At 66.5% G+C, this 17,684-nt stretch carries 15 protein-coding genes; 12 read left to right on the top strand and 3 right to left on the bottom strand.

Annotated elements, in window-relative coordinates:
- Positions 1 to 182: 182 nt before the first annotated feature.
- Positions 183 to 2,552 carry an RNA-binding transcriptional accessory protein Tex gene (gene tex / locus HWY37_RS09790; RefSeq protein ID WP_175206349.1) on the bottom strand — a complete coding sequence of 790 codons (2,370 nt, stop codon included), beginning with the start codon at positions 2,550 to 2,552 and terminating at the stop codon, positions 183 to 185.
- Positions 2,553 to 2,768: 216 nt separating this feature from the next.
- Between tex and yoaA the strand changes: the two genes are divergently transcribed.
- Entirely contained in the window at positions 2,769 to 4,865 is a 2,097-nt protein-coding gene (gene yoaA / locus HWY37_RS09785; protein WP_176088542.1) for a DNA repair helicase YoaA, read from the top strand.
- A gap of 12 nt (positions 4,866 to 4,877) precedes the next feature.
- Here yoaA and HWY37_RS09780 read toward each other — a convergent pair whose 3' ends face one another.
- Positions 4,878 to 6,083 carry an MFS transporter gene (locus HWY37_RS09780; RefSeq protein ID WP_176088541.1) on the bottom strand — a complete coding sequence of 402 codons (1,206 nt, stop codon included), beginning with the start codon at positions 6,081 to 6,083 and terminating at the stop codon, positions 4,878 to 4,880.
- Positions 6,084 to 6,178: 95 nt separating this feature from the next.
- Here HWY37_RS09780 and HWY37_RS09775 point away from each other — a divergent pair, with 95 nt between their 5' ends.
- Positions 6,179 to 7,120, top strand: coding sequence for a GlxA family transcriptional regulator (locus HWY37_RS09775; protein WP_175206352.1), 942 nt, complete (start codon positions 6,179 to 6,181; stop codon positions 7,118 to 7,120).
- 48 nt (positions 7,121 to 7,168) lie between these two features.
- Here the strand turns inward: HWY37_RS09775 and HWY37_RS09770 are convergent, their stop codons facing one another.
- Positions 7,169 to 7,927: an outer membrane protein assembly factor BamD gene (locus tag HWY37_RS09770; protein WP_246302273.1), complete on the bottom strand. Its 759-nt coding sequence runs from the start codon at positions 7,925 to 7,927 to the stop codon at positions 7,169 to 7,171.
- 137 nt (positions 7,928 to 8,064) lie between these two features.
- On the opposite strand from HWY37_RS09770, the gene HWY37_RS09765 reads away from it, so the two are divergent.
- The 10 genes from HWY37_RS09765 to HWY37_RS09720 all read left to right on the top strand — a co-directional run bounded on the left by HWY37_RS09765 (position 8,065) and on the right by HWY37_RS09720 (position 17,640).
- Entirely contained in the window at positions 8,065 to 9,063 is a 999-nt protein-coding gene (locus HWY37_RS09765; protein WP_176088540.1) for an RluA family pseudouridine synthase, read from the top strand.
- The gene (gene pgeF / locus HWY37_RS09760) at positions 9,051 to 9,815 is read left to right on the top strand and encodes a peptidoglycan editing factor PgeF (protein WP_176088539.1); all 765 of its coding nucleotides are present in this window, start codon (positions 9,051 to 9,053) and stop codon (positions 9,813 to 9,815) included. Before HWY37_RS09765 ends, pgeF begins: the two co-directional genes overlap by 13 nt.
- Positions 9,816 to 9,939: 124 nt before the next feature.
- The gene (locus HWY37_RS09755) at positions 9,940 to 11,574 is read left to right on the top strand and encodes a PHA/PHB synthase family protein (RefSeq protein ID WP_176088538.1); all 1,635 of its coding nucleotides are present in this window, start codon (positions 9,940 to 9,942) and stop codon (positions 11,572 to 11,574) included.
- 77 nt (positions 11,575 to 11,651) lie between these two features.
- Complete coding sequence (phbB, locus tag HWY37_RS09750) at positions 11,652 to 12,389, top strand: acetoacetyl-CoA reductase (protein ID WP_175206357.1); 738 nt, start codon at positions 11,652 to 11,654, stop codon at positions 12,387 to 12,389.
- A 117-nt stretch (positions 12,390 to 12,506) separates the two neighbouring features.
- Complete coding sequence (phaR, locus tag HWY37_RS09745) at positions 12,507 to 13,073, top strand: polyhydroxyalkanoate synthesis repressor PhaR (protein ID WP_175206358.1); 567 nt, start codon at positions 12,507 to 12,509, stop codon at positions 13,071 to 13,073.
- A 145-nt stretch (positions 13,074 to 13,218) separates the two neighbouring features.
- Entirely contained in the window at positions 13,219 to 14,286 is a 1,068-nt protein-coding gene (locus tag HWY37_RS09740) for a linear amide C-N hydrolase (protein ID WP_175206359.1), read from the top strand.
- Positions 14,287 to 14,441: 155 nt separating this feature from the next.
- Positions 14,442 to 14,978 (top strand): iron transporter, encoded by a 537-nt coding sequence (locus HWY37_RS09735; RefSeq protein WP_059374603.1) that lies wholly within the window; start codon positions 14,442 to 14,444, stop codon positions 14,976 to 14,978.
- A gap of 2 nt (positions 14,979 to 14,980) precedes the next feature.
- Positions 14,981 to 15,334, top strand: coding sequence for a cupredoxin domain-containing protein (locus HWY37_RS09730; protein WP_176088537.1), 354 nt, complete (start codon positions 14,981 to 14,983; stop codon positions 15,332 to 15,334).
- A gap of 14 nt (positions 15,335 to 15,348) precedes the next feature.
- Entirely contained in the window at positions 15,349 to 16,203 is an 855-nt protein-coding gene (locus tag HWY37_RS09725; RefSeq protein ID WP_175206361.1) for an FTR1 family iron permease, read from the top strand.
- Positions 16,204 to 16,242: 39 nt separating this feature from the next.
- Complete coding sequence (locus HWY37_RS09720; protein ID WP_175206362.1) at positions 16,243 to 17,640, top strand: 4Fe-4S binding protein; 1,398 nt, start codon at positions 16,243 to 16,245, stop codon at positions 17,638 to 17,640.
- Positions 17,641 to 17,684 lie beyond the last annotated feature (44 nt).

The following is a 17,684-nucleotide window of genomic DNA, read 5'->3' as shown; positions in this document are numbered from 1 at the left end:
CCACCTTGCGAGCTGGTGCCGCCGGTTTTATTATTTGGACACAATTAGATATTTTCTATTATTTTTGTGCGCCCCGGATTGAGAGATCGCAAGGAAGCGTACTTTTTACGGGAAAGCCCTAGGCAAAAAAAAGCCCGGCACACCAGGTGTGCCGGGTTTTTTTTACAGCGGGCGGGACGCGCTCAGCGCTTGAGCTTGGCGAAAGCGTCCGCCATGGCGCTGTTCATGCCGGAGCCGCCGTTGCCGCGGCCGGCATCGCCTTGCGGACGGCGGTTGCGGTCGCCGCCCTTGGGCGCGTCGCCGCTGCGGCGGGCGGGGGCCGCGGTGTCGTTCAGGCGCATGGTCAGGGCGACGCGCTTGCGCGCGACGTCCACTTCCAGCACCTTCACGCTGACCGTCTGGCCCACGCGCACGACGTCGCGCGGATCCTTCACGAACTTCTCGGCCAGGGCCGAAATGTGGACCAGGCCGTCCTGGTGCACGCCGATGTCCACGAACGCGCCGAAGTTGGCGACGTTGGTCACCACGCCTTCCAGCACCATGCCGGGGTACAGGTCGTTGAGGGTCTCGACGCCTTCCTTGAACTGCGCCGTCTTGAATTCCGGGCGCGGGTCGCGGCCGGGCTTTTCCAGTTCGGCGAAGATGTCGCGCACCGTCGGCAGGCCGAAGCGCTCGTCGGTGAAGTCGGACGGCGACACGCCCTTGAGGGCTTCGCGCTGGCCGATGATCTGCTTCACTTCGGCCTTGATCTTGGCGACGATGCGCTCGACCACCGGATAGGCTTCGGGGTGGACCGAGGACGCGTCCAGCGGGTTGTCGCCGTTGGGGATGCGCAGGAAGCCGGCGGCCTGCTCGAAGGCCTTGTCGCCGAAGCGCGGCACCTTGCGCAGGAACTCGCGGGTCGGGAAGGCGCCGTTCTCGTCGCGCCAGGAAACGATGTTCTTGGCCAGCAGCGAGTTCAGGCCGGACACGCGGGCCAGCAGGGCGGCGGACGCGGTGTTCACGTCCACGCCCACGGCGTTCACGCAATCCTCGACCACGGCGTCCAGCGAACGCGCCAGCTCGCGCTGGTTGACGTCGTGCTGGTACTGGCCCACGCCGATGGCCTTGGGATCGATCTTGACCAGTTCGGCCAGCGGGTCCTGCAGGCGGCGGGCAATGGACACGGCGCCGCGCAGCGTCACGTCCAGGTCGGGGAATTCCTGCGCCGCGGCTTCGGAAGCCGAATAGACGGAAGCGCCGGCTTCGGAGACCACCACGCGGGTGACCTTGAGGTCCGGGAAGCGTTCCATCATGTCGCCCACCAGCTTTTCGCTTTCGCGCGAGGCGGTGCCGTTGCCGATGGCGATCAGGTCGACCTTGTGGCGCGCCACCAGGGCGGCCAGCGTGTTGATGGTGCCGTCGCGGTCGCGGCGCGGCTCGAACGGGTAGACCGTGGTGGTGTCCACGACCTTGCCGGTCTGGTCGATCACGGCGACCTTGCAGCCGGTGCGGATGCCGGGGTCCAGGCCCAGCACGGCCTTGGGGCCGGCGGGCGCGGCCAGCAGCAGGTCCTTGAGGTTGGCGGCGAACACGCGGATGGCTTCGGCTTCGCCGCTTTCGCGCAGGCGGCCGATCAGTTCGCTTTCGAACGCCGTCAGCAGCTTGACGCGCCAGGTCCAGCGGCAGACTTCGCCAAGCCAGCGCGCGCGCGGCGTGGCGTCCAGCGCGAACAGGCCGTTGCCCAGCTTCAGGAAGCTTGCGATGCGGGCCACGCAGGGATGCGGCGTCTGCGCTTCGAGTTCGGCTTCCAGGCCCAGGCGCAGTTCCAGCACGCCTTGCTGGCGGCCGCGCAGCAGCGCCAGGATGCGGTGCGAGGGCAGGGTGCGCAGCGGCTCGTTGAAGTCGAACCAGTCGCGGAAATTCGCGCCCTCGGTTTCCTTGCCGTCGACCATCTTGGAATAGATCAGGCCGGTGGACCACAGGTGCTCGCGCATGTCGGCCAGCAGGTCCGCGTTTTCCGCGTAGCGCTCGGCCAGGATGTCGCGCGCGCCGTCGAGCGCGGCCTTGGCGTCGTTGATGGACGCTTCGGGATTCAGGTATTGCGCGGCCAGCGCGGCCGGGTCGCAGGCGGGATCGGCCAGGATGCCGTCGGCCAGCGGCTCCAGGCCCGCTTCGCGGGCGATCTGGGCGCGGGTGCGGCGCTTGGGCTTGTACGGCGCGTACAAGTCTTCCAGGCGCTGCTTGGTGTCGGCGGAGCCGATTTCCTGCTGCAGTTCCGGCGTGAGCTTGCCCTGCTGCGAGATGGATTCAAGAATGGCTCCGCGCCGCTCTTCGAGCTCGCGCAGATAGCCCAGGCGCACTTCGAGATTGCGCAGCACGGTATCGTCCAGGCCGCCGGTGGCTTCCTTGCGATAGCGGGCGATGAAGGGCACGGTGGCGCCATCGTCCAGCAGTTCCACCGCCGAGGCGATCTGGGAGGCGCGCGTGCCCAGCTCGGTGGCGAGCTGCGCGACGATGCGGGCGTTGTCGACGCCGGCGGCGACGTACGTGATAGCGGAAGTTTCAGACATCTCGATACGACGACAAAAAGGAAAAACAAGGGGCGGATTGTGCCATAAGCCGTTGTTACCAAACGTGCCAGGGTGGGCGGATACGTCCCTCATGAGACGTAATCGCGCACTGTCCGACGCGGGGGCGGGGGCCGGCAGCGGGTATCATTTGGTCCTTTCCCACACAAGTGTCTGGCGCCCGAACCGTTACCGGCACCGGTTCACCGTTGACTCGCTATGCTGGACCTGGATATCTCCGAATTCTTCGACGCCGATGGGCCTTTGGCCACGGCCATGCCTGGCTACAAGCCGCGCCCCTCGCAGGTGGAACTGTCGCAGGCCATAGGGCAGGCCATCCAGGACCGCGCCACCTTGGTGGCCGAGGCGGGCACCGGCATCGGCAAGACCTGGGCCTATCTTGTACCCGCCTTCATCCAGGGCGGCAAGGTGCTGATCTCGACCGGCACCCGCACCCTGCAGGACCAGCTTTACGCCCGCGATCTGCCGCGCGTGCGCGCGGCGCTGGCGGCGCCGGTGACGGCCGCGCTGCTCAAGGGCCGCGGCAACTATGTCTGCCATTACCACCTGGACCGCCTGCAGGGCGACGAGCGCGCCCTGAAGTCGCGCACCGAGATCCAGCAGTTGCGCCAGATCCAGGTGTTCGCCGGCATCTCCAAGACGGGCGACCGCGGCGATCTGGCGCAGGTGCCGGAAGACGCCGACATCTGGCAGCGCGTGACGTCCACGCGCGAAAACTGCCTGGGCCAGGAATGCCCGCGCATCCGCGACTGCTTCGTGGTGAAGGCCCGCCGCCAGGCCCAGGAGGCCGACGTGGTGGTGGTCAACCACGCCCTGTTCATGGCCGACCTGATGCTGCGCGAAGAAGGCGTGACCGATCTGCTGCCGGAAGCGGACACGGTGATCTTCGACGAAGCGCACCAGCTGCCGGACACCGCCACCCGCTTCCTGGGCAGCAGCGTGTCCACCCATCAGTTGCTGGACTTCGGCCGCGCCATGGAAGCGGCCGGCCTGGCCTACGCCCGCGAGGCCGCCAAATGGAGCGACGTCAGCCGCCACGTGGAAACCGCCGCGCGCGAACTGCGCCTGGTGTGCGCGCCGCTGGAGCGGATGCCGGGCCGCAAGGCCACCTTCGAGGCCATACCCAATCCCGAGGAATTCGACGCGGCGCTGCTGGCGCTGCGCGAGGCCGTGGACAGCGCGGCCAAGGCGCTGGGCGCGGTGGCCGAAAAACATCCGGACCTGATGGCGGCGGCGCGCAGCGGCGCCGAGATTTCGGTGCGGCTCAAGCGCTGGGCCACGCCGGGACGCTCGGGCGCGGACTACGCCGATGAAGGCTGGGGCCGCGATGACCAGGCGGCCGAGCCCGCGCTGCAAGCGGCGCTGGGCGATGGCCTGTCTACGCCCGCCGCCATCCTGGAAGGCGCCGCCGCCGCGGAGCAATGGACCGGCCCGGCGGTGCGCTGGGTCGAGCACGGCCAGCATCATGTGCGCCTGCATTCGGCGCCGCTATCCGTGGCCCAGGCCTTTTCCAAGTACCGCAAGCCGGGACAGGCCTGGATCATGACGTCGGCCACGCTGTCCGTGAACGGCGAGTTCACGCACTTCACCAGCCAGCTGGGGCTGGAGAAGGCGCGCACGGGCAAATGGGAGTCGCCCTTCGACTATCCCGAACAGGCCTTGCTGTTCGTGCCCCGCGGCATGCCCGAGCCGCAATCGCCGCAGTTCCTCGACCGCTTCGTGGAGACGCTGTTGCCGCTGCTGGAAGCCAGCCCGGGCGGCACGCTGGTGCTGTGCACGACCTTGCGCGCCGTGGACAAGGTGGCCAATTTGCTGGCCGATGCCTTCGACGACGCCGGACACGAGTGGCCCTTGCTCAAGCAGGGCGAAGGCACGCGCCGCGACCTGCTGGACCGCTTCTGCAAACTTGAACATCCGGTGCTGGTGGGCAGCGCCAGCTTCTGGGAAGGCATCGACCTGCCCGGCGACGTGCTGACGCTGGTGGCGATCGACAAGTTGCCGTTCGCGCCGCCCGATGATCCCGTCATCGAGGCGCGCTTGCGCGCCTGTCGCGCGCAGGGCGGCAATCCCTTCGCGGAGTACCAGCTGCCGGAAGCCGCGATCTCGCTCAAGCAGGGCGCGGGCCGGCTGATCCGCACCGAATCGGACTGGGGCGTGCTGATGGTGGGCGACGCGCGCCTGGTCGAAAAGCCTTATGGCAAGCGCCTGTGGCGCGGGCTGCCGCCGTTCGCGCGGACCCGGGAACTGGAAGAGGTGCTGGCGTTCTACCGGCGCAAACAGGAACCGCAGGACTGACAGCCGCCAGTGCTAGGCGGCGACCTGTCCGGTCCTGCGCGACAGCGCCCACCATCCCGTCATGACCGCGGCCAGGCCCACGATCGGCAGCATGGCCGTATTCAGGGTTTCCCAACCCATCCGCTGCAAGGCGGGACCCGCGGCCAGCGTGGCCAGCGCCGTGGTGGCGTAGCGCAGCATTTCGGCCGCCCCTTGCACCCGCGCCCGTTCGGCGGGCCGATAGGACTGGGCCAGCAGCGTGGTGCCGCCGACGAACATGAAGTTCCAGCCCACGCCCAGGCAGAACAGCGCCGCATGGAACGCGGCCAGCGAAGTCGATTGCATGGCGATCAGCGAGCAAGCCGCGTTCAGCGCCATGCCCATGCCCAGCACGCGGGGCAGGCCGAGGCGGTTGATCAGCGCGCCGGCGAAGAAGGCCGGGGCGTACATGCCGACCAGATGCCACTGCATGATGCTGGCGCCATCGGCGATGCTGTGCTGGCACGCCACGGCGGCCAGCGGCGCGGCCGTCATGACGAACATCATCGAGACCGAGCCCACCACGTTGTTGGCCAGCGCCGCCACGAAAATGGGCTGGCGCATCACGATGCCCAGGGGGCGGGCCGGCAGGCCGCTGGCCTGGGCTTCGGCCGCCGGGGCGCCGTCCTGGTCGCGGTAGGCAATGAGCAGCAGCGCGCTGGCCACGCCCAGCAAGGCCACCATGAGATAGGCGCCGGCGAAGGTCGCGGCGGGAAACAGGTCCTTGGCCCAGGCCGCCAGCGCCGGTCCCGCGATCGCGGCAATGACGCCGCCGGTCAGGACCACGGAGATGGCGCGGCTCTTGGCCTCGGCCGGCACCGCATCCGCGGCCGCCAGCCGGTAGTACTGCGCGAATGCCTGGAACACGCCGACCAGCGCCGTGCCCAGGCAGAACAGCCAGAAGTCGCTGGTGTACACCGCGGCCACCGATATCAATCCGCCGGCCGCGCCGGCCAGCGAACCGAGCACGAAGCCCGCGCGGCGGCCGATGCGCTGCATCAGCAGCGAGGCATACCAGGTGACCGCGGCGCCGGCCACCGTGATCAGGGCGAAGGGCAGGGTCGCCAGCGCCGGATACGGCGCCAGCATCTGGCCGGTCAGCGCGGTCAGGGTGAGATCGATCGAGATTGCCGCGATGTACAGGCCTTGGCAGATGGCGAGGATGCGGGCGTTGCGCAGGCCGGGCGAGATAGGGGGCATGGTGGCGAAAGGTCCGAAGATTGACGGTGGTTGACAGGCCTCACTCTAGCGTCGGAAACTGTGGCAAGAATGACTAATTTCCCTCGTTTTCAGCCATGACTCACCGGGTCTGCATCCTGCCCGTGCCCGCCTTCCAGTTGCTGGACATGGCCGGGCCGCTGTCGGTCTTCCAGATCGCCGCCGAGCAGGTGCCCGGCGCCTACGAGGTGGTGGTGGCTTCGGCCGAGGGCGGGCTGGTGCGCTGTTCGGCCGGCGTGCCCGTGATGACCCGTTCCTGGCGCGGCCTGCGCGCCGACACCGTGCTGGTGCCGGGAGGGCAGGGCGCGCGCGTGCCCGATGCGGCGCCGGCGCTGCTGGCGTATCTGCGCGCAGCGCACGCGCGCGGGCGGCGCATGGCCAGCGTCTGCACCGGCGCCTTTGTGCTGGCGCAAGCCGGCATCCTGCAGGGGCGCCGCGTCACGACGCATTGGCGCCATGCCGCCGAGCTGCAGCAGCGCCATCCGGCGCTGGCGGTGGAGGCGGACCGCATCTATGTCGAGGATGGCGCCGTCTGGACCTCGGCGGGCATCACGGCGGGCATAGACCTGGCGCTGGCCATGGTGCAGGCCGACCATGGCGAGGCCGTTGCCCGCGCCACGGCGCGCGAGATGGTCGTCTACCACCGGCGCACGGGCGGGCAATCGCAGTTTTCCGCCCTGCAGGACCTGGCGCCGGCCAGCGGCCGCATGCGCGAGGTGCTGGCCCACGTGGGCGAACACCTGGACGAAGTCCTCGACATCGAACGCCTGGCCGGCGTGGCTTGCCTGAGCCCGCGCCAGTTCTGCCGCCAGTTCAAGCTGGAAACCGGCCAGACCCCGGCCAAGGCGGTGGAACGCGTGCGCGCCGAGGCCGCGCGCGAACTGGTGGAGGCGGGCGAGGCCGGCATGGAGGCCATCGCGCGCCGGGTGGGTTTTGGCGACACGGAACGCATGCGCCGCGCCTTCATCCGCATCTACGGGCAGCCGCCGCAGTCCCTGCGACGCGGCGCGCCGGCATGAAAAAAGCCCCTATGAAGGGGCTTTTTTCGGTGCGGCCAATGGCGTGTATCAGTCGAACGGATTCCACCAGCTGCGATCAGCCTTCAGGCCCTTGCTCTTGAAATCGCTGTTGGGGTAGTTCTTGTCGTACACGCGCTGCGAGTCGTTCTTCAGTTCGGTCATGCCGAGCTTGTCGTAGGACTGGATCATCAGGTAGAGCGCTTCTTCGGTGGCGGGGGCGCCCTCGAAGTCGGTGATGACGGTCTGCGCGCGGTTGGCGGCGGCCACGTAGGCGCCACGCTCGTAGTAGTAGCGGGCGACGTGAACCTCGTTCATGGCGATGGTGTTGACCAGCCATGCGACGCGCTTTTCAGCATCCGGCGTGTACTTGCTGTCCGGGTAGCGCTTGATCAGCTCGTTGAATGCATCGTAGGACGCGCGCAGGCCCTTGGGATCGCGTTCGGCGGGATCCTGGCCGGTGATGCTGCTCATGAAGGCGCTGGCCGGCGTGAAGTTGATCAGGCCCTTGAGGTACAGGGCGTAATCAGTGCCGGGGTGGTTGGGGTAGAGCTGCTGGAAGCGGTCGATCGCGGCCAGGGCCTGTTCGTTTTCGCCGTCCTTCCAGTTGACGTAGGCCAGTTCCAGCAGGGCTTGCTGGGCGTAGACGCCGAAGGGGTAGCGGCTTTCGATGGCGGTCAGACGCTCGCGCGCTTCCTTCCAGCCGCCCGACGACATTTCGGCCTTGGCGTCCGCGTAGAGCTGCTCGGCGCTCCAGTTGGTGGTCTTGTCATACTTGCTGTTGGTCGAGCCGCAACCGGCGATGACCATGACGGCAAATAGCGCGATAACCACGCGCAAAACCGCCCCGCTCCGGGAGGCGGGGTTCGAGGGAGCTGCGGAGTGGTGAATCACGAGAATCGTATCCTTGGTGTTAGCATGGCAGGCTGATTATATGATTTGTCTCCATGTCTGATACAGCCTCCGGCGCAGATCTCGTTTCCGACGACGAACTCCTGGGTATTTCCGAAGAAGCCCCCCGGGGGGAGCCACAACTTGTAACCGTGCCCTCCGGCACGCGCGCGGACCGGCTGGACAAGGTATTGGCAGGCCTGTTGACCGAGCATTCCCGCGGCCGGCTGCAGGGCTGGATCGAGGCCGGCAACGTCCACGTCAATGGCAAACCCGGCAAAGTCCGCCAGACGGTCGGCCCCGGCGACGAACTCACCGTCTGGCCCCAGCCCGCGCCCGAGACCCTGGCCTTTGCGCCCGAACCGGTTGAATTCACCGTCGTCGACGAAAGCCCCGATTGGATCGTGGTGAACAAGCCTGCGGGTCTGGTCACGCATCCCGGCGCGGGCAACTGGAGCGGCACCTTGCTCAACGGCCTGCTGTACCGCTATCCCGAACTGACCCAGGTGGCGCGCGCCGGCATCGTGCACCGGCTGGACAAGGACACCTCCGGCCTGATGGTCGTGGCGCGCAACGAGACCGCCCAGACCCATCTGGTGCGCCAGTTGCAGGCGCGCAGCATGGGCCGCGAATACGTGGCGCTGACGCATGGCTGGCTGGCCGCGGCCGGCAAGGTCGACCGGCCCATCGGCCGCGATTCGCGGGTGCCGGTGCGCATGAGCGTGGAGCGCCCGGTGGCGCCCAAGCCGGCCGTCACCCATTACGCGCCCGCCCGCCGCGGCGAGGCGGATCCCGGCGGTCGCGTCACCGAAGTGGTGTGCCGCCTGGAAACCGGCCGCACCCACCAGATCCGGGTGCACATGGCCAGCCTCGGCCATCCGCTGCTGGCCGATACCATCTATGGCGGCAAGAACATCGCGGGCGCGCAGCGGCAGATGCTGCACGCCCGCGCGCTGCATTTCGAAGATCCGGGCGGCCGCGGCGAAGTCGAGTTCGTCGCGGCCGTGCCTCCCGACATGAGCTTGGTCCAGGAACAGATTGCATGGAACGCGTGATGGCAGGCCTGCCGGTCGTGACCGGCCCCGCATGGGCGGGCGTGAACTATTTCTGCACCACCCGGGCAGGGGGCGCGGGCGTTGCCCCGCATGACACCCTGAACCTGGGCCGCCGCGCCGGGGACGATCCTGACACCGTCACGGAAAACCGCCGCCGCGTGCGCGCGGCCCTGCCGGCCGAGCCTCTGTGGCTGCGGCAGGTCCATGGCAGCGAAGTCGTGGATGCCGATCAGCCTGGCTTGCCGGACGAGCCGGCCGTCGACGCCAGCGTGACCTCGCAGCCCGGACGGGTCCTGGCCGTGATGGTGGCCGATTGCCTGCCCGTGGTCATCGCCGATGCACAAGGCACGGTGCTGGGCGCGGCGCATGCCGGCTGGCGGGGCCTGTCGGGCGGCGTGCTGGAACATACCTTGGCGGCCATGCGCGCCAAGGCGCCGCAAGCCTCGGGCTGGCGCGCCTGGGTCGGCCCGGGCATCGGCCCGCAGGCATTCGAGGTCGGCCAGGATGTGGTCGACGCCTTCGCCAACGATGATCAGGCGGCCCTGCGCTACTTCACGCCGCGGCCGGGCATCCCCGGCAAATGGCTGGCGGATCTCGCCGGACTGGCCGATTTCCGCCTGCGCCGGGCCGGGGTACAAGAGGTGTCCTTGAGCGGGCTGTGCACGGTGGCCGAGGCGCAGCGCTTCTTTTCCTACCGGCGCGACGGAGAAACCGGACGGATGGCATTGCTGGCCTGGCTCGGCCCGGTTTGATCTGGCGCAAGGCCGGCTTGCGGCCTTGCGGCATACCCTGTCAGGCCTCCTTGTATACCCGCATTGACAGTCCCGGACCCGGAATGCAACATCAATCGCGTAGTTTCGATAACAAGGTGTCGAAGTGAATGCCAATCTCTCCGCAGGGCCCATTCCGGTGAGCGTGGCACCGGAAGTCCTGGCCGACATTCAGGCCGAATTTTCCCGCGAGTGGCAGCGCCTTTGCGATGACGCCCGCCGCGGCGCGCTTGCGCCGCCGCCAGACCGCCGCTTTTCCGGCCAGGCCTGGGCTGCCAATCACTCGCACCTGTTGCTGGCGCATACCTATCTGCTGTCGGCCCGCGCCATGTCGCGCATGGTCGACGCCGCCCAGGTCAGCGAACCCATGCGCGACCGCCTGCGCTTTTCCATCATGCAATGGGTCGACGCGCTGTCGCCGTCGAATTTCCTGGCGCTGAACCCCGATGCCCAGCAATCCATCGTCGAAAGCGCCGGGCGCGCGCTCAACGAAGGGCTGGCCAATCTGCTGGGCGACGTCAAGAAAGGCCGCATCACGCAGACGGACGAATCGCAGTTCGAGATCGGCCGCAACGTCGCGGTCACGCCCGGCGAAGTGGTATTCGAGAACCGGCTGTTCCAGCTCATCCAGTACGCGCCGTCGACCGCCACCGTGCACGAGCGCCCGCTGGTGATCGTGCCGCCGAACATCAACAAGTTCTACATCCTGGACCTGCAGCCCGAGAATTCCTTCGTGCGGCACGCGGTGGACCAGGGCTTTACGGTGTTCCTGATTTCGTGGCGCAACCCCGTGGCCAGCGATACCGACGGCGTGGACCGCGCGACTTGGTCCGATTATCTGGACGACGCGGTGCTGCAGGCGCTGCGCGTGGCCAGCGACATCACCAAGCAGCCGCAGGTCAATGCGCTGGGTTTCTGCGTGGGCGGCACGATGCTGGCCTCCGCGCTGGCGCTGGCCGAGGCGCGCGGCGAGCATCCCGTGGCGTCCCTGACTCTGCTGACCTCGCTGCTCGATTTCCACGACACCGGGGTGCTGAACGTCTTCGTCGACGAGGCCCATGCGCTGCTGCGCGATCATCAGCTGGGCAACGGCGGGCTGATGCCGGGGCGCGACCTCGCCACCACGTTCTCGTTCCTGCGGCCCAACGAACTGGTCTGGAACTACGTGGTCGGCAACTACCTGAAAGGCCAGAAGCCGCCCGCGTTCGACCTGCTGTTCTGGAATGGCGACAGCACCAATCTGCCGGGGCCGTTCTTTTCCTGGTATTTCCGCAATACCTACCTGGAGAACAACCTCAAGGTGCCGGGCCGCGCGCAGGCCGCGGGCATGCCGCTGGATCTGACGCGCCTGGAGATGCCGGCGTACATCTTCGGGTCACGCGAGGACCATATCGTGCCCTGGGTGTCGGCCTATGCGTCCACCCAGGTGCTGCGCGGACCGCAGCGTTTCGTGCTTGGCGCGTCAGGGCACATCGCCGGCGTGGTGAATCCGCCTGCCAAGAAGCGTCGCAGCTATTGGGCGGCCGACAAGCTGGAGCAGTCCGGGCATCATCTGCCCGGAGACCCGAACGCGTGGTTCGCGCAGGCGGTTGAAACGCCGGGCAGCTGGTGGCCCGACTGGACCAGCTGGCTGTCGGGCCATTCGGGTAAGCAGGTCAAGGCGCGGACAAAGTTGGGCAATGCCAGTTACCGGCCGATCGAGCCGGCGCCTGGCAGGTATGTGAAGGTCCGGGCGGCCTGAAACCGCGTTCAGCGGTTAGGCCCGGTCCAGAAGAAAGTCAATTAACGAGGCGTCCGTCGCACACAGGAGGAAGTCCAATGAGCGGAAAACTGGCTTACGTAACAGGCGGGATGGGCGGTATCGGCACCTCTATTTGCCAGCGCTTGGCCAAGGATGGCTTTCGCGTGGTGGCAGGTTGCGGCCCCAGCCGCAACTACCAGCAATGGCTGGATGAGCAGGCAGCGCAGGGCTATACGTTCTACGCGTCCGTGGGCAACGTGTCCGATTGGGACTCCACGGTAGAGGCCTTCGAACGGGTCACGAAGGATCTGGGTCCGGTCGACGTGCTGGTCAACAACGCGGGCATCACGCGCGATGGCCTGTTCCGCAAGATGAGCGCCGACGATTGGCGCGCGGTCATCGACACCAACCTGAACAGCCTTTTCAATGTGACCAAGCAGGTGATCGACGGCATGGTCGAGCGCCAGTGGGGCCGCATCATCAACATCAGCTCGGTGAACGGGCAGAAAGGGCAGTTCGGCCAGACCAACTATTCGACGGCGAAGGCTGGCATCCATGGCTTCACCATGGCGCTGGCCCAGGAAGTGGCCAGCAAGGGCGTCACGGTCAATACGATCTCGCCCGGCTACATCGGCACCGACATGGTTCGCGCCATCCGCCCCGATGTGCTGGAAAAGATCGTCGCCACCATCCCGGTGCGCCGCCTGGGCACGCCGGAGGAAATCGCGTCCATCACGTCGTGGCTGGCCTCGGATGAGTCCGGCTTTTCGACGGGCGCCGACTTCTCGCTCAACGGCGGCCTGCACATGGGCTGATGCATCGCGGGCCGCCTGCTGGCGGCCCGTCGGCGCCGGAGGGCCTCGGGGAGAGGGCCCTCCGGATTACACTAACCTTATTCCAAGCCTTAGAGATCGCCCGATCCGGGGACAACCATGACGCAAGCACAAACCGGCGCCAGCCTGCGCCTGATTAAAAAGTACCCCAACCGTCGTCTGTACGACACCCGGACCAGCACCTACATCACCCTGGCAGATGTCAAGCAACTGGTCCTGGGCAATGAAGAATTCCAGGTGGTCGACGCCAAGAGCGGCGAAGACCTGACGCGCAGTATCCTCCTGCAGATCATTCTTGAAGAGGAAAGCGGCGGCATGCCCATGTTCTCGTCGAACATGCTGTCGCAGATCATCCGTTTCTACGGCCATGCCATGCAGGGCATCATGGGTTCCTACCTGGAAAAGAACATCCAGGCCTTCATGGAAATCCAGCAGCGCATGGCCGAGCAGTCCAAGGGCCTGTACGGCAGCCAGTTCGGCCCCGAAGCCTGGGCGCAATTCATGAACGTGCAGACGCCGATGCTGCAGAACATGATGAACAACTACATCGACCAGAGCAAGAATCTGTTCGTGCAGATGCAGGACCAGATGCAGGACCAGACGCGAGCCATGTTCTCGACCTTCCCGTTCACGCCCGGCGGCAACCAAGGCCCAGGACGCAAGTAACGACGCGGCGCAGACGCGCCGGACACCGCACCCCAAAGATCGGATATCAATCCGATCTTTGGGGTGTTTTTTCATCGCCGGGGGGCTTGCGTGAGGATCCTGCCGCGCCCGGCGCCAGAAGGAACGAAACTCCGGGAGTGCAAGCATGAGACTGAACAAGGCTTTTTCCCGTCTGGCCTGCGTGGCGCTGGCCGGCTTGACGGGCTTGGCCGCGCCTGCCGCCTGGCCCTGCACCCGGGCGGTGTTCCATGGCGCCAACGGCCAGGTGGTCACCGCGCGTTCGATGGATTGGAAGAACGACATCACCAGCAATCTGTGGGTGCTGCCGCGCGGCATGGCGCGCAGCGGCGAGGCCGGCCCGAATTCGCTGCGCTGGACCTCGCGCTACGGCAGCGTCGTCACCTCGGGCTATGACGTGTCCACCACCGATGGCGTGAACGAGGCCGGCCTGAGCGCCAACCTGCTGTGGCTGGCTGAATCGCAGTATCCGAAGTTCGATGCGCGGAGCAAGCCAGGACTGACGATCGCCGCCTGGGCGCAATACGTTCTGGACAACTACGCCACTGTCGAGGAGGCGGTGGCGGCGCTGGAGCAGGAGCCCTTTACCATCGTCAGCGACAACGTGCCGGGCGAGGACCGCCTGACGACCTTGCATCTGTCGATCTCGGACGCCAGCGGTGACAGCGCCATCGTCGAATATATTGGCGGCCGCCAGGTGATCCACCACAGCCGCGCCTACCAGGTGATGACCAATTCGCCCCAGTTCGAGCAACAGCTGGCGCTGGACGCCTATTGGCAGCAGATTGGCGGCACCACCATGTTGCCGGGCACCAACCGCGCGGCCGATCGCTTCGTGCGGGCGTCCTTCTACATCAACGCCATTCCCAAGGACCCGGATCCGAACAAGGCGCTGGCCAGCGTCTTCAGCGTGATCCGCAACGTCTCGGTGCCTTACGGCATCAGCACGCCGGGGCAGCCCAACATCTCGTCCACCCGCTGGCGCACGGTCTTCGACCACCAGCGCAAGTTGTACTTTTTCGAGTCGGCGCTCACGCCCAATACCTTCTGGGTCGATCTCAAGGCGGTCGATTTCAGTCCGGAAACCGGCAAGGTGCTCAAGCTGGACCTGGGGCCCGACCAGCGCCACACCTTTGCGGGCGACGCCACGCGCGCCTTCCAGCCGTCCGCGCCGTTCAAGTTCCTGGGCCTGTGACAGGTCGCTCGATTGGCTTGATCGGGCGCAAGGGACTGCAGGGTTTTACGGGCTGAGGTTCAGGGATCTGTCAGTTGATTTGGTTACATTAATGAAAACGGTTCTTGTTTGTATTTTTGGAGCCGTCGTCTCAATGTGACTCAAGGATTATGCACATGATCAAGAAAGCCTTGGCCCTGGCCATTGTCGCCCTGAGCGTTTCCGCCGCGAACGCGGCCGAATACCCCATCGGCAAGCCGGTGGAAAAGGGCGGAATGGAAATCGGCGCGGTGTACCTGCAGCCGATCGAAATGGACCCGCCCGGGATGATGCGCCCGGCCAAGGATTCGGATGTGCACCTCGAGGCCGACATCCATGCCACCGCCGGCAACAAGACCGGCTTCCCGGAAGGCGAATGGGTGCCTTACCTGGTGGTGAAGTACGAAATCCAGAAGGTCGGCAGCCAGAATGTGCAGAAGGGCACCTTCATGCCCATGGTCGCCAATGACGGCCCGCACTACGGCGAGAACATCAAGCTGGAAGGCCCGGGCAAGTACAAGCTGAAGTACACCATCCTGCCGCCGACCGAAGACAAGATGAGCCATTTCGGTCGCCACATCGACAAGGAAACCGGCGTGGGCCCGTGGTTCGAGCCCTTCGACCTGGAATATGAATTCGTCTACGCCGGCACCGGCAAGAAGGGCGGTTACTGATCGTGCGCAGCCTGCTTCGCGTCGCCGCGGCAATCCTGATCGGCCTGGCAGGCCTGGCCGGCGCGGCGACCGCGCAGGCGGACGAGCTGCCCACGTTCACGCTGACCTTCAAGCCGAACGGCACGTTCGAGCCCGCCACGCTGGAAGTGCCGGCGGGCCGTTTCAAGATCGAGCTCATCAACGAAAGCAACGAGCCGGTGGAGTTCGAAAGCATTCCGCTGCGCAAGGAAAAGGTCTTGGGACCGGGCGTGAAGTCCTTCGTCGTGATCACCATTTCCCGTCCGGGCGAGTATCCCTTCTTCGACGATTTTCACCAGAACGTGAAAGGCACCTTGGTCGTCAAGCCCAAGGAATGACGCGGTAGCTATATATGGAACAGGTACTTTTCATCGTCTGGCGCGAAAGCGTCGAAGCCATGCTGGTGGTGGGCATTCTGTACACCTGGCTGCGCTCCACGCCCGAGGGCAAGCGCGGACTGAACTACCTGTGGGGCGGCGTCGCGGCGGGCCTGGCGCTGGCCGTGGCCCTGGCGCTGGTGCTGCTGGGCGTGTCCAACTGGCTCAGCGACGAGGGCCAGGAATGGTTCCAGGCCATCATGTCGCTGGCCGCGTGCGCGCTGGTGGTGCAGATGGTCGTGTGGATGAAGAAGCACGGCCGCACGCTCAAGGGCGAACTTGAAGGTGGGGCCCGCGCTTCCGTCGCCAACGACAACTGGTGGGGCCTGTTCCTGCTGGTGGCCATCGCCGTGGCGCGCGAAGGCAGCGAGACCGTCGTGTTCCTGTACGGCACCGTGTCGGCGGGCGAGGGCGGCAGCGACATGCTGATGCTGGCGCTGGCCGGTGCCGCGGGTTTCGTGGTGGCGCTGCTGACGTTCTGGCTGCTGCAGCTGGGCGGCAAGCTCATCACCTGGCGCCGCTTTTTCCGCGTGACTGAAATCCTGTTGCTGCTGCTGGCCGGCTCGCTGCTGGTGGGCGGCCTGGACCATCTGATTTCGCTGGACGTCCTGCCGACCATCGTGGACCCGGTCTGGGACAGCTCTTGGCTCTTGAGCGACAGCACGGGCATAGGCAAGATCCTGGCGGACTTCGCCGGCTACCGCGCCTTGCCTGCATTGATTTCGGTGTTGTTGTGGGTGGCTTACTGGATTGTTGTCTGGGCGCTGTTGCGCTGGGTGGGCGGCAAGCCCGCGAGGGCTTCTTCCGCCGCAGCCCGCAGCGCATCCTGAACCCGATTGTTGCCGGACTGAATATTTGAAGGTTTGACCATGGCAGCTGCACTCGGGAGGGCAACCTCCCGTATCGCCGACTTTCTCCGTGACCATGCCCCGCTGTTGCGCAAGCTGCAGTGGGGCATTGTTGCGATATACGCGTTCCTTTTGATCGTGCCCGCGATCCTGCCCTTGCCGGACAATGCGGCCTCGGTCTTCAACAACCTGACCATCGTCGCGCAGTTCGCGTTCTGGGGCGTGTGGTGGCCGTTTGTGCTCATCTCCATGCCCATCCTGGGCCGGGCCTGGTGCGGCTGGCTCTGTCCCGAGGGCATGCTGACCGAATGGGCCAGCGAGCGCGGCCAGGGGCGCGCCATTCCGAAGTGGATGCGCTGGGGCGGCTGGCCCTTCGTCGCGTTCGCGCTGACCACGGTCTACGGGCAACTGGTCAGCGTGTACCAGTATCCGCTGGCGGTGCTGGCGGTGCTGGGCGGCTCCACGGTGGCGGCCATGATCGTCGGCTGGCGCTACGGCCGCAGCAAGCGCGTGTGGTGCAAGTACCTGTGCCCGGTCAATGGCGTCTTCAATCTGCTGGCCAAGCTTGCGCCCTGGCACTTCAAGGTCGACGAGGAAAAGTGGCGCCATCCGGTCATCCGCATCGAGCCCATCAACTGTGCGCCGCTGGTGCCGCTGCGCCACATGAAGGGCGCCGGCGATTGCCATGTCTGCGGCCGTTGCAGCGGCTACCGCGGCGCGATCGAGCTGACGCCGCGCTCGCCCGAAGAAGAGATCGTGCACGTCACCCAGGGCGACCCCTGGCAGACGGCGCTGCTGTGCTTCGGGTTGATGGGCATCGCAATCGGCGCCTTCCTCTGGAGCGCCAGCCCCTGGTACGTGACCGCCAAACAGTGGGCCGCGACCTGGCTGGTCGAGCACGACATCATGTGGCCGCTGCTGGACAACGCGCCCTGGTTCATCCTCACCCACTATCCGGAGGTCAACGACAGCTTCTCCTGGCTGGACGGCGCGGGCATCCTGATGTTCGTCGTCGGCGCCACGATCTGCGTTGGCGGGGCGAGCTTCCTGTCGCTGTGGATCGCCGACCGCCTGGCGCCTGCCGCGCCCGTGCCCGACGAGCCCGCCACGCGCTGGGGGCGTCCGGGCCTGCACAAGCTGGCGCAGGCGCTGATTCCGTCCGCCGGCATCGGCGTGTTCCTGGGCTTGTCCGCCACCACCGTCAATCTGCTCAAGCACGAAGGGATGCAAGCCGCCTGGGCCGCGCCCGTGCGCTTCACGCTGCTGAGCCTGGCGGTGCTGTGGACCTTGCGCCTGTACGCGCGCCTGCTGAAGCCACGCCTGGCCAGCGCATGGCGCAAGGGTCTTGCATGGCTGGTGCTGGCCGCCGGCCTGGTTCCGTTCTGCCTTGCCTGGGTGCTTTTCTTCGCGGTCTGGTAGCAGGCGCTGGAGGCTTGCGATAAAGTGGGAACTGCGCCGGCGCT

The organism is Achromobacter anxifer (assembly GCF_903652925.1).
Lineage (GTDB): Bacteria > Pseudomonadota > Gammaproteobacteria > Burkholderiales > Burkholderiaceae_B > Achromobacter > Achromobacter anxifer.
The sequence above is the reverse complement of the archived record's forward strand: the minus strand, read 5'-3'. Positions and strand labels throughout refer to the sequence as shown.

Excerpts from the sequence above, each read along its gene's own strand:
- tex (WP_175206349.1), bottom strand. The coding sequence starts at position 2,552 with ATGTCTGAAACTTCCGCTATCACGTACGTCGCCGCCGGCGTCGACAAC.
- yoaA (WP_176088542.1), top strand. The coding sequence starts at position 2,769 with ATGCTGGACCTGGATATCTCCGAATTCTTCGACGCCGATGGGCCTTTG.
- HWY37_RS09780 (WP_176088541.1), bottom strand. The coding sequence starts at position 6,083 with ATGCCCCCTATCTCGCCCGGCCTGCGCAACGCCCGCATCCTCGCCATC.
- HWY37_RS09775 (WP_175206352.1), top strand. The coding sequence starts at position 6,179 with ATGACTCACCGGGTCTGCATCCTGCCCGTGCCCGCCTTCCAGTTGCTG.
- HWY37_RS09770 (WP_246302273.1), bottom strand. The coding sequence starts at position 7,927 with ATGGTCATCGCCGGTTGCGGCTCGACCAACAGCAAGTATGACAAGACC.
- HWY37_RS09765 (WP_176088540.1), top strand. The coding sequence starts at position 8,065 with ATGTCTGATACAGCCTCCGGCGCAGATCTCGTTTCCGACGACGAACTC.
- pgeF (WP_176088539.1), top strand. The coding sequence starts at position 9,051 with ATGGAACGCGTGATGGCAGGCCTGCCGGTCGTGACCGGCCCCGCATGG.
- phbB (WP_175206357.1), top strand. The coding sequence starts at position 11,652 with ATGAGCGGAAAACTGGCTTACGTAACAGGCGGGATGGGCGGTATCGGC.
- phaR (WP_175206358.1), top strand. The coding sequence starts at position 12,507 with ATGACGCAAGCACAAACCGGCGCCAGCCTGCGCCTGATTAAAAAGTAC.
- HWY37_RS09740 (WP_175206359.1), top strand. The coding sequence starts at position 13,219 with ATGAGACTGAACAAGGCTTTTTCCCGTCTGGCCTGCGTGGCGCTGGCC.
- HWY37_RS09735 (WP_059374603.1), top strand. The coding sequence starts at position 14,442 with ATGATCAAGAAAGCCTTGGCCCTGGCCATTGTCGCCCTGAGCGTTTCC.
- HWY37_RS09725 (WP_175206361.1), top strand. The coding sequence starts at position 15,349 with ATGGAACAGGTACTTTTCATCGTCTGGCGCGAAAGCGTCGAAGCCATG.
- HWY37_RS09720 (WP_175206362.1), top strand. The coding sequence starts at position 16,243 with ATGGCAGCTGCACTCGGGAGGGCAACCTCCCGTATCGCCGACTTTCTC.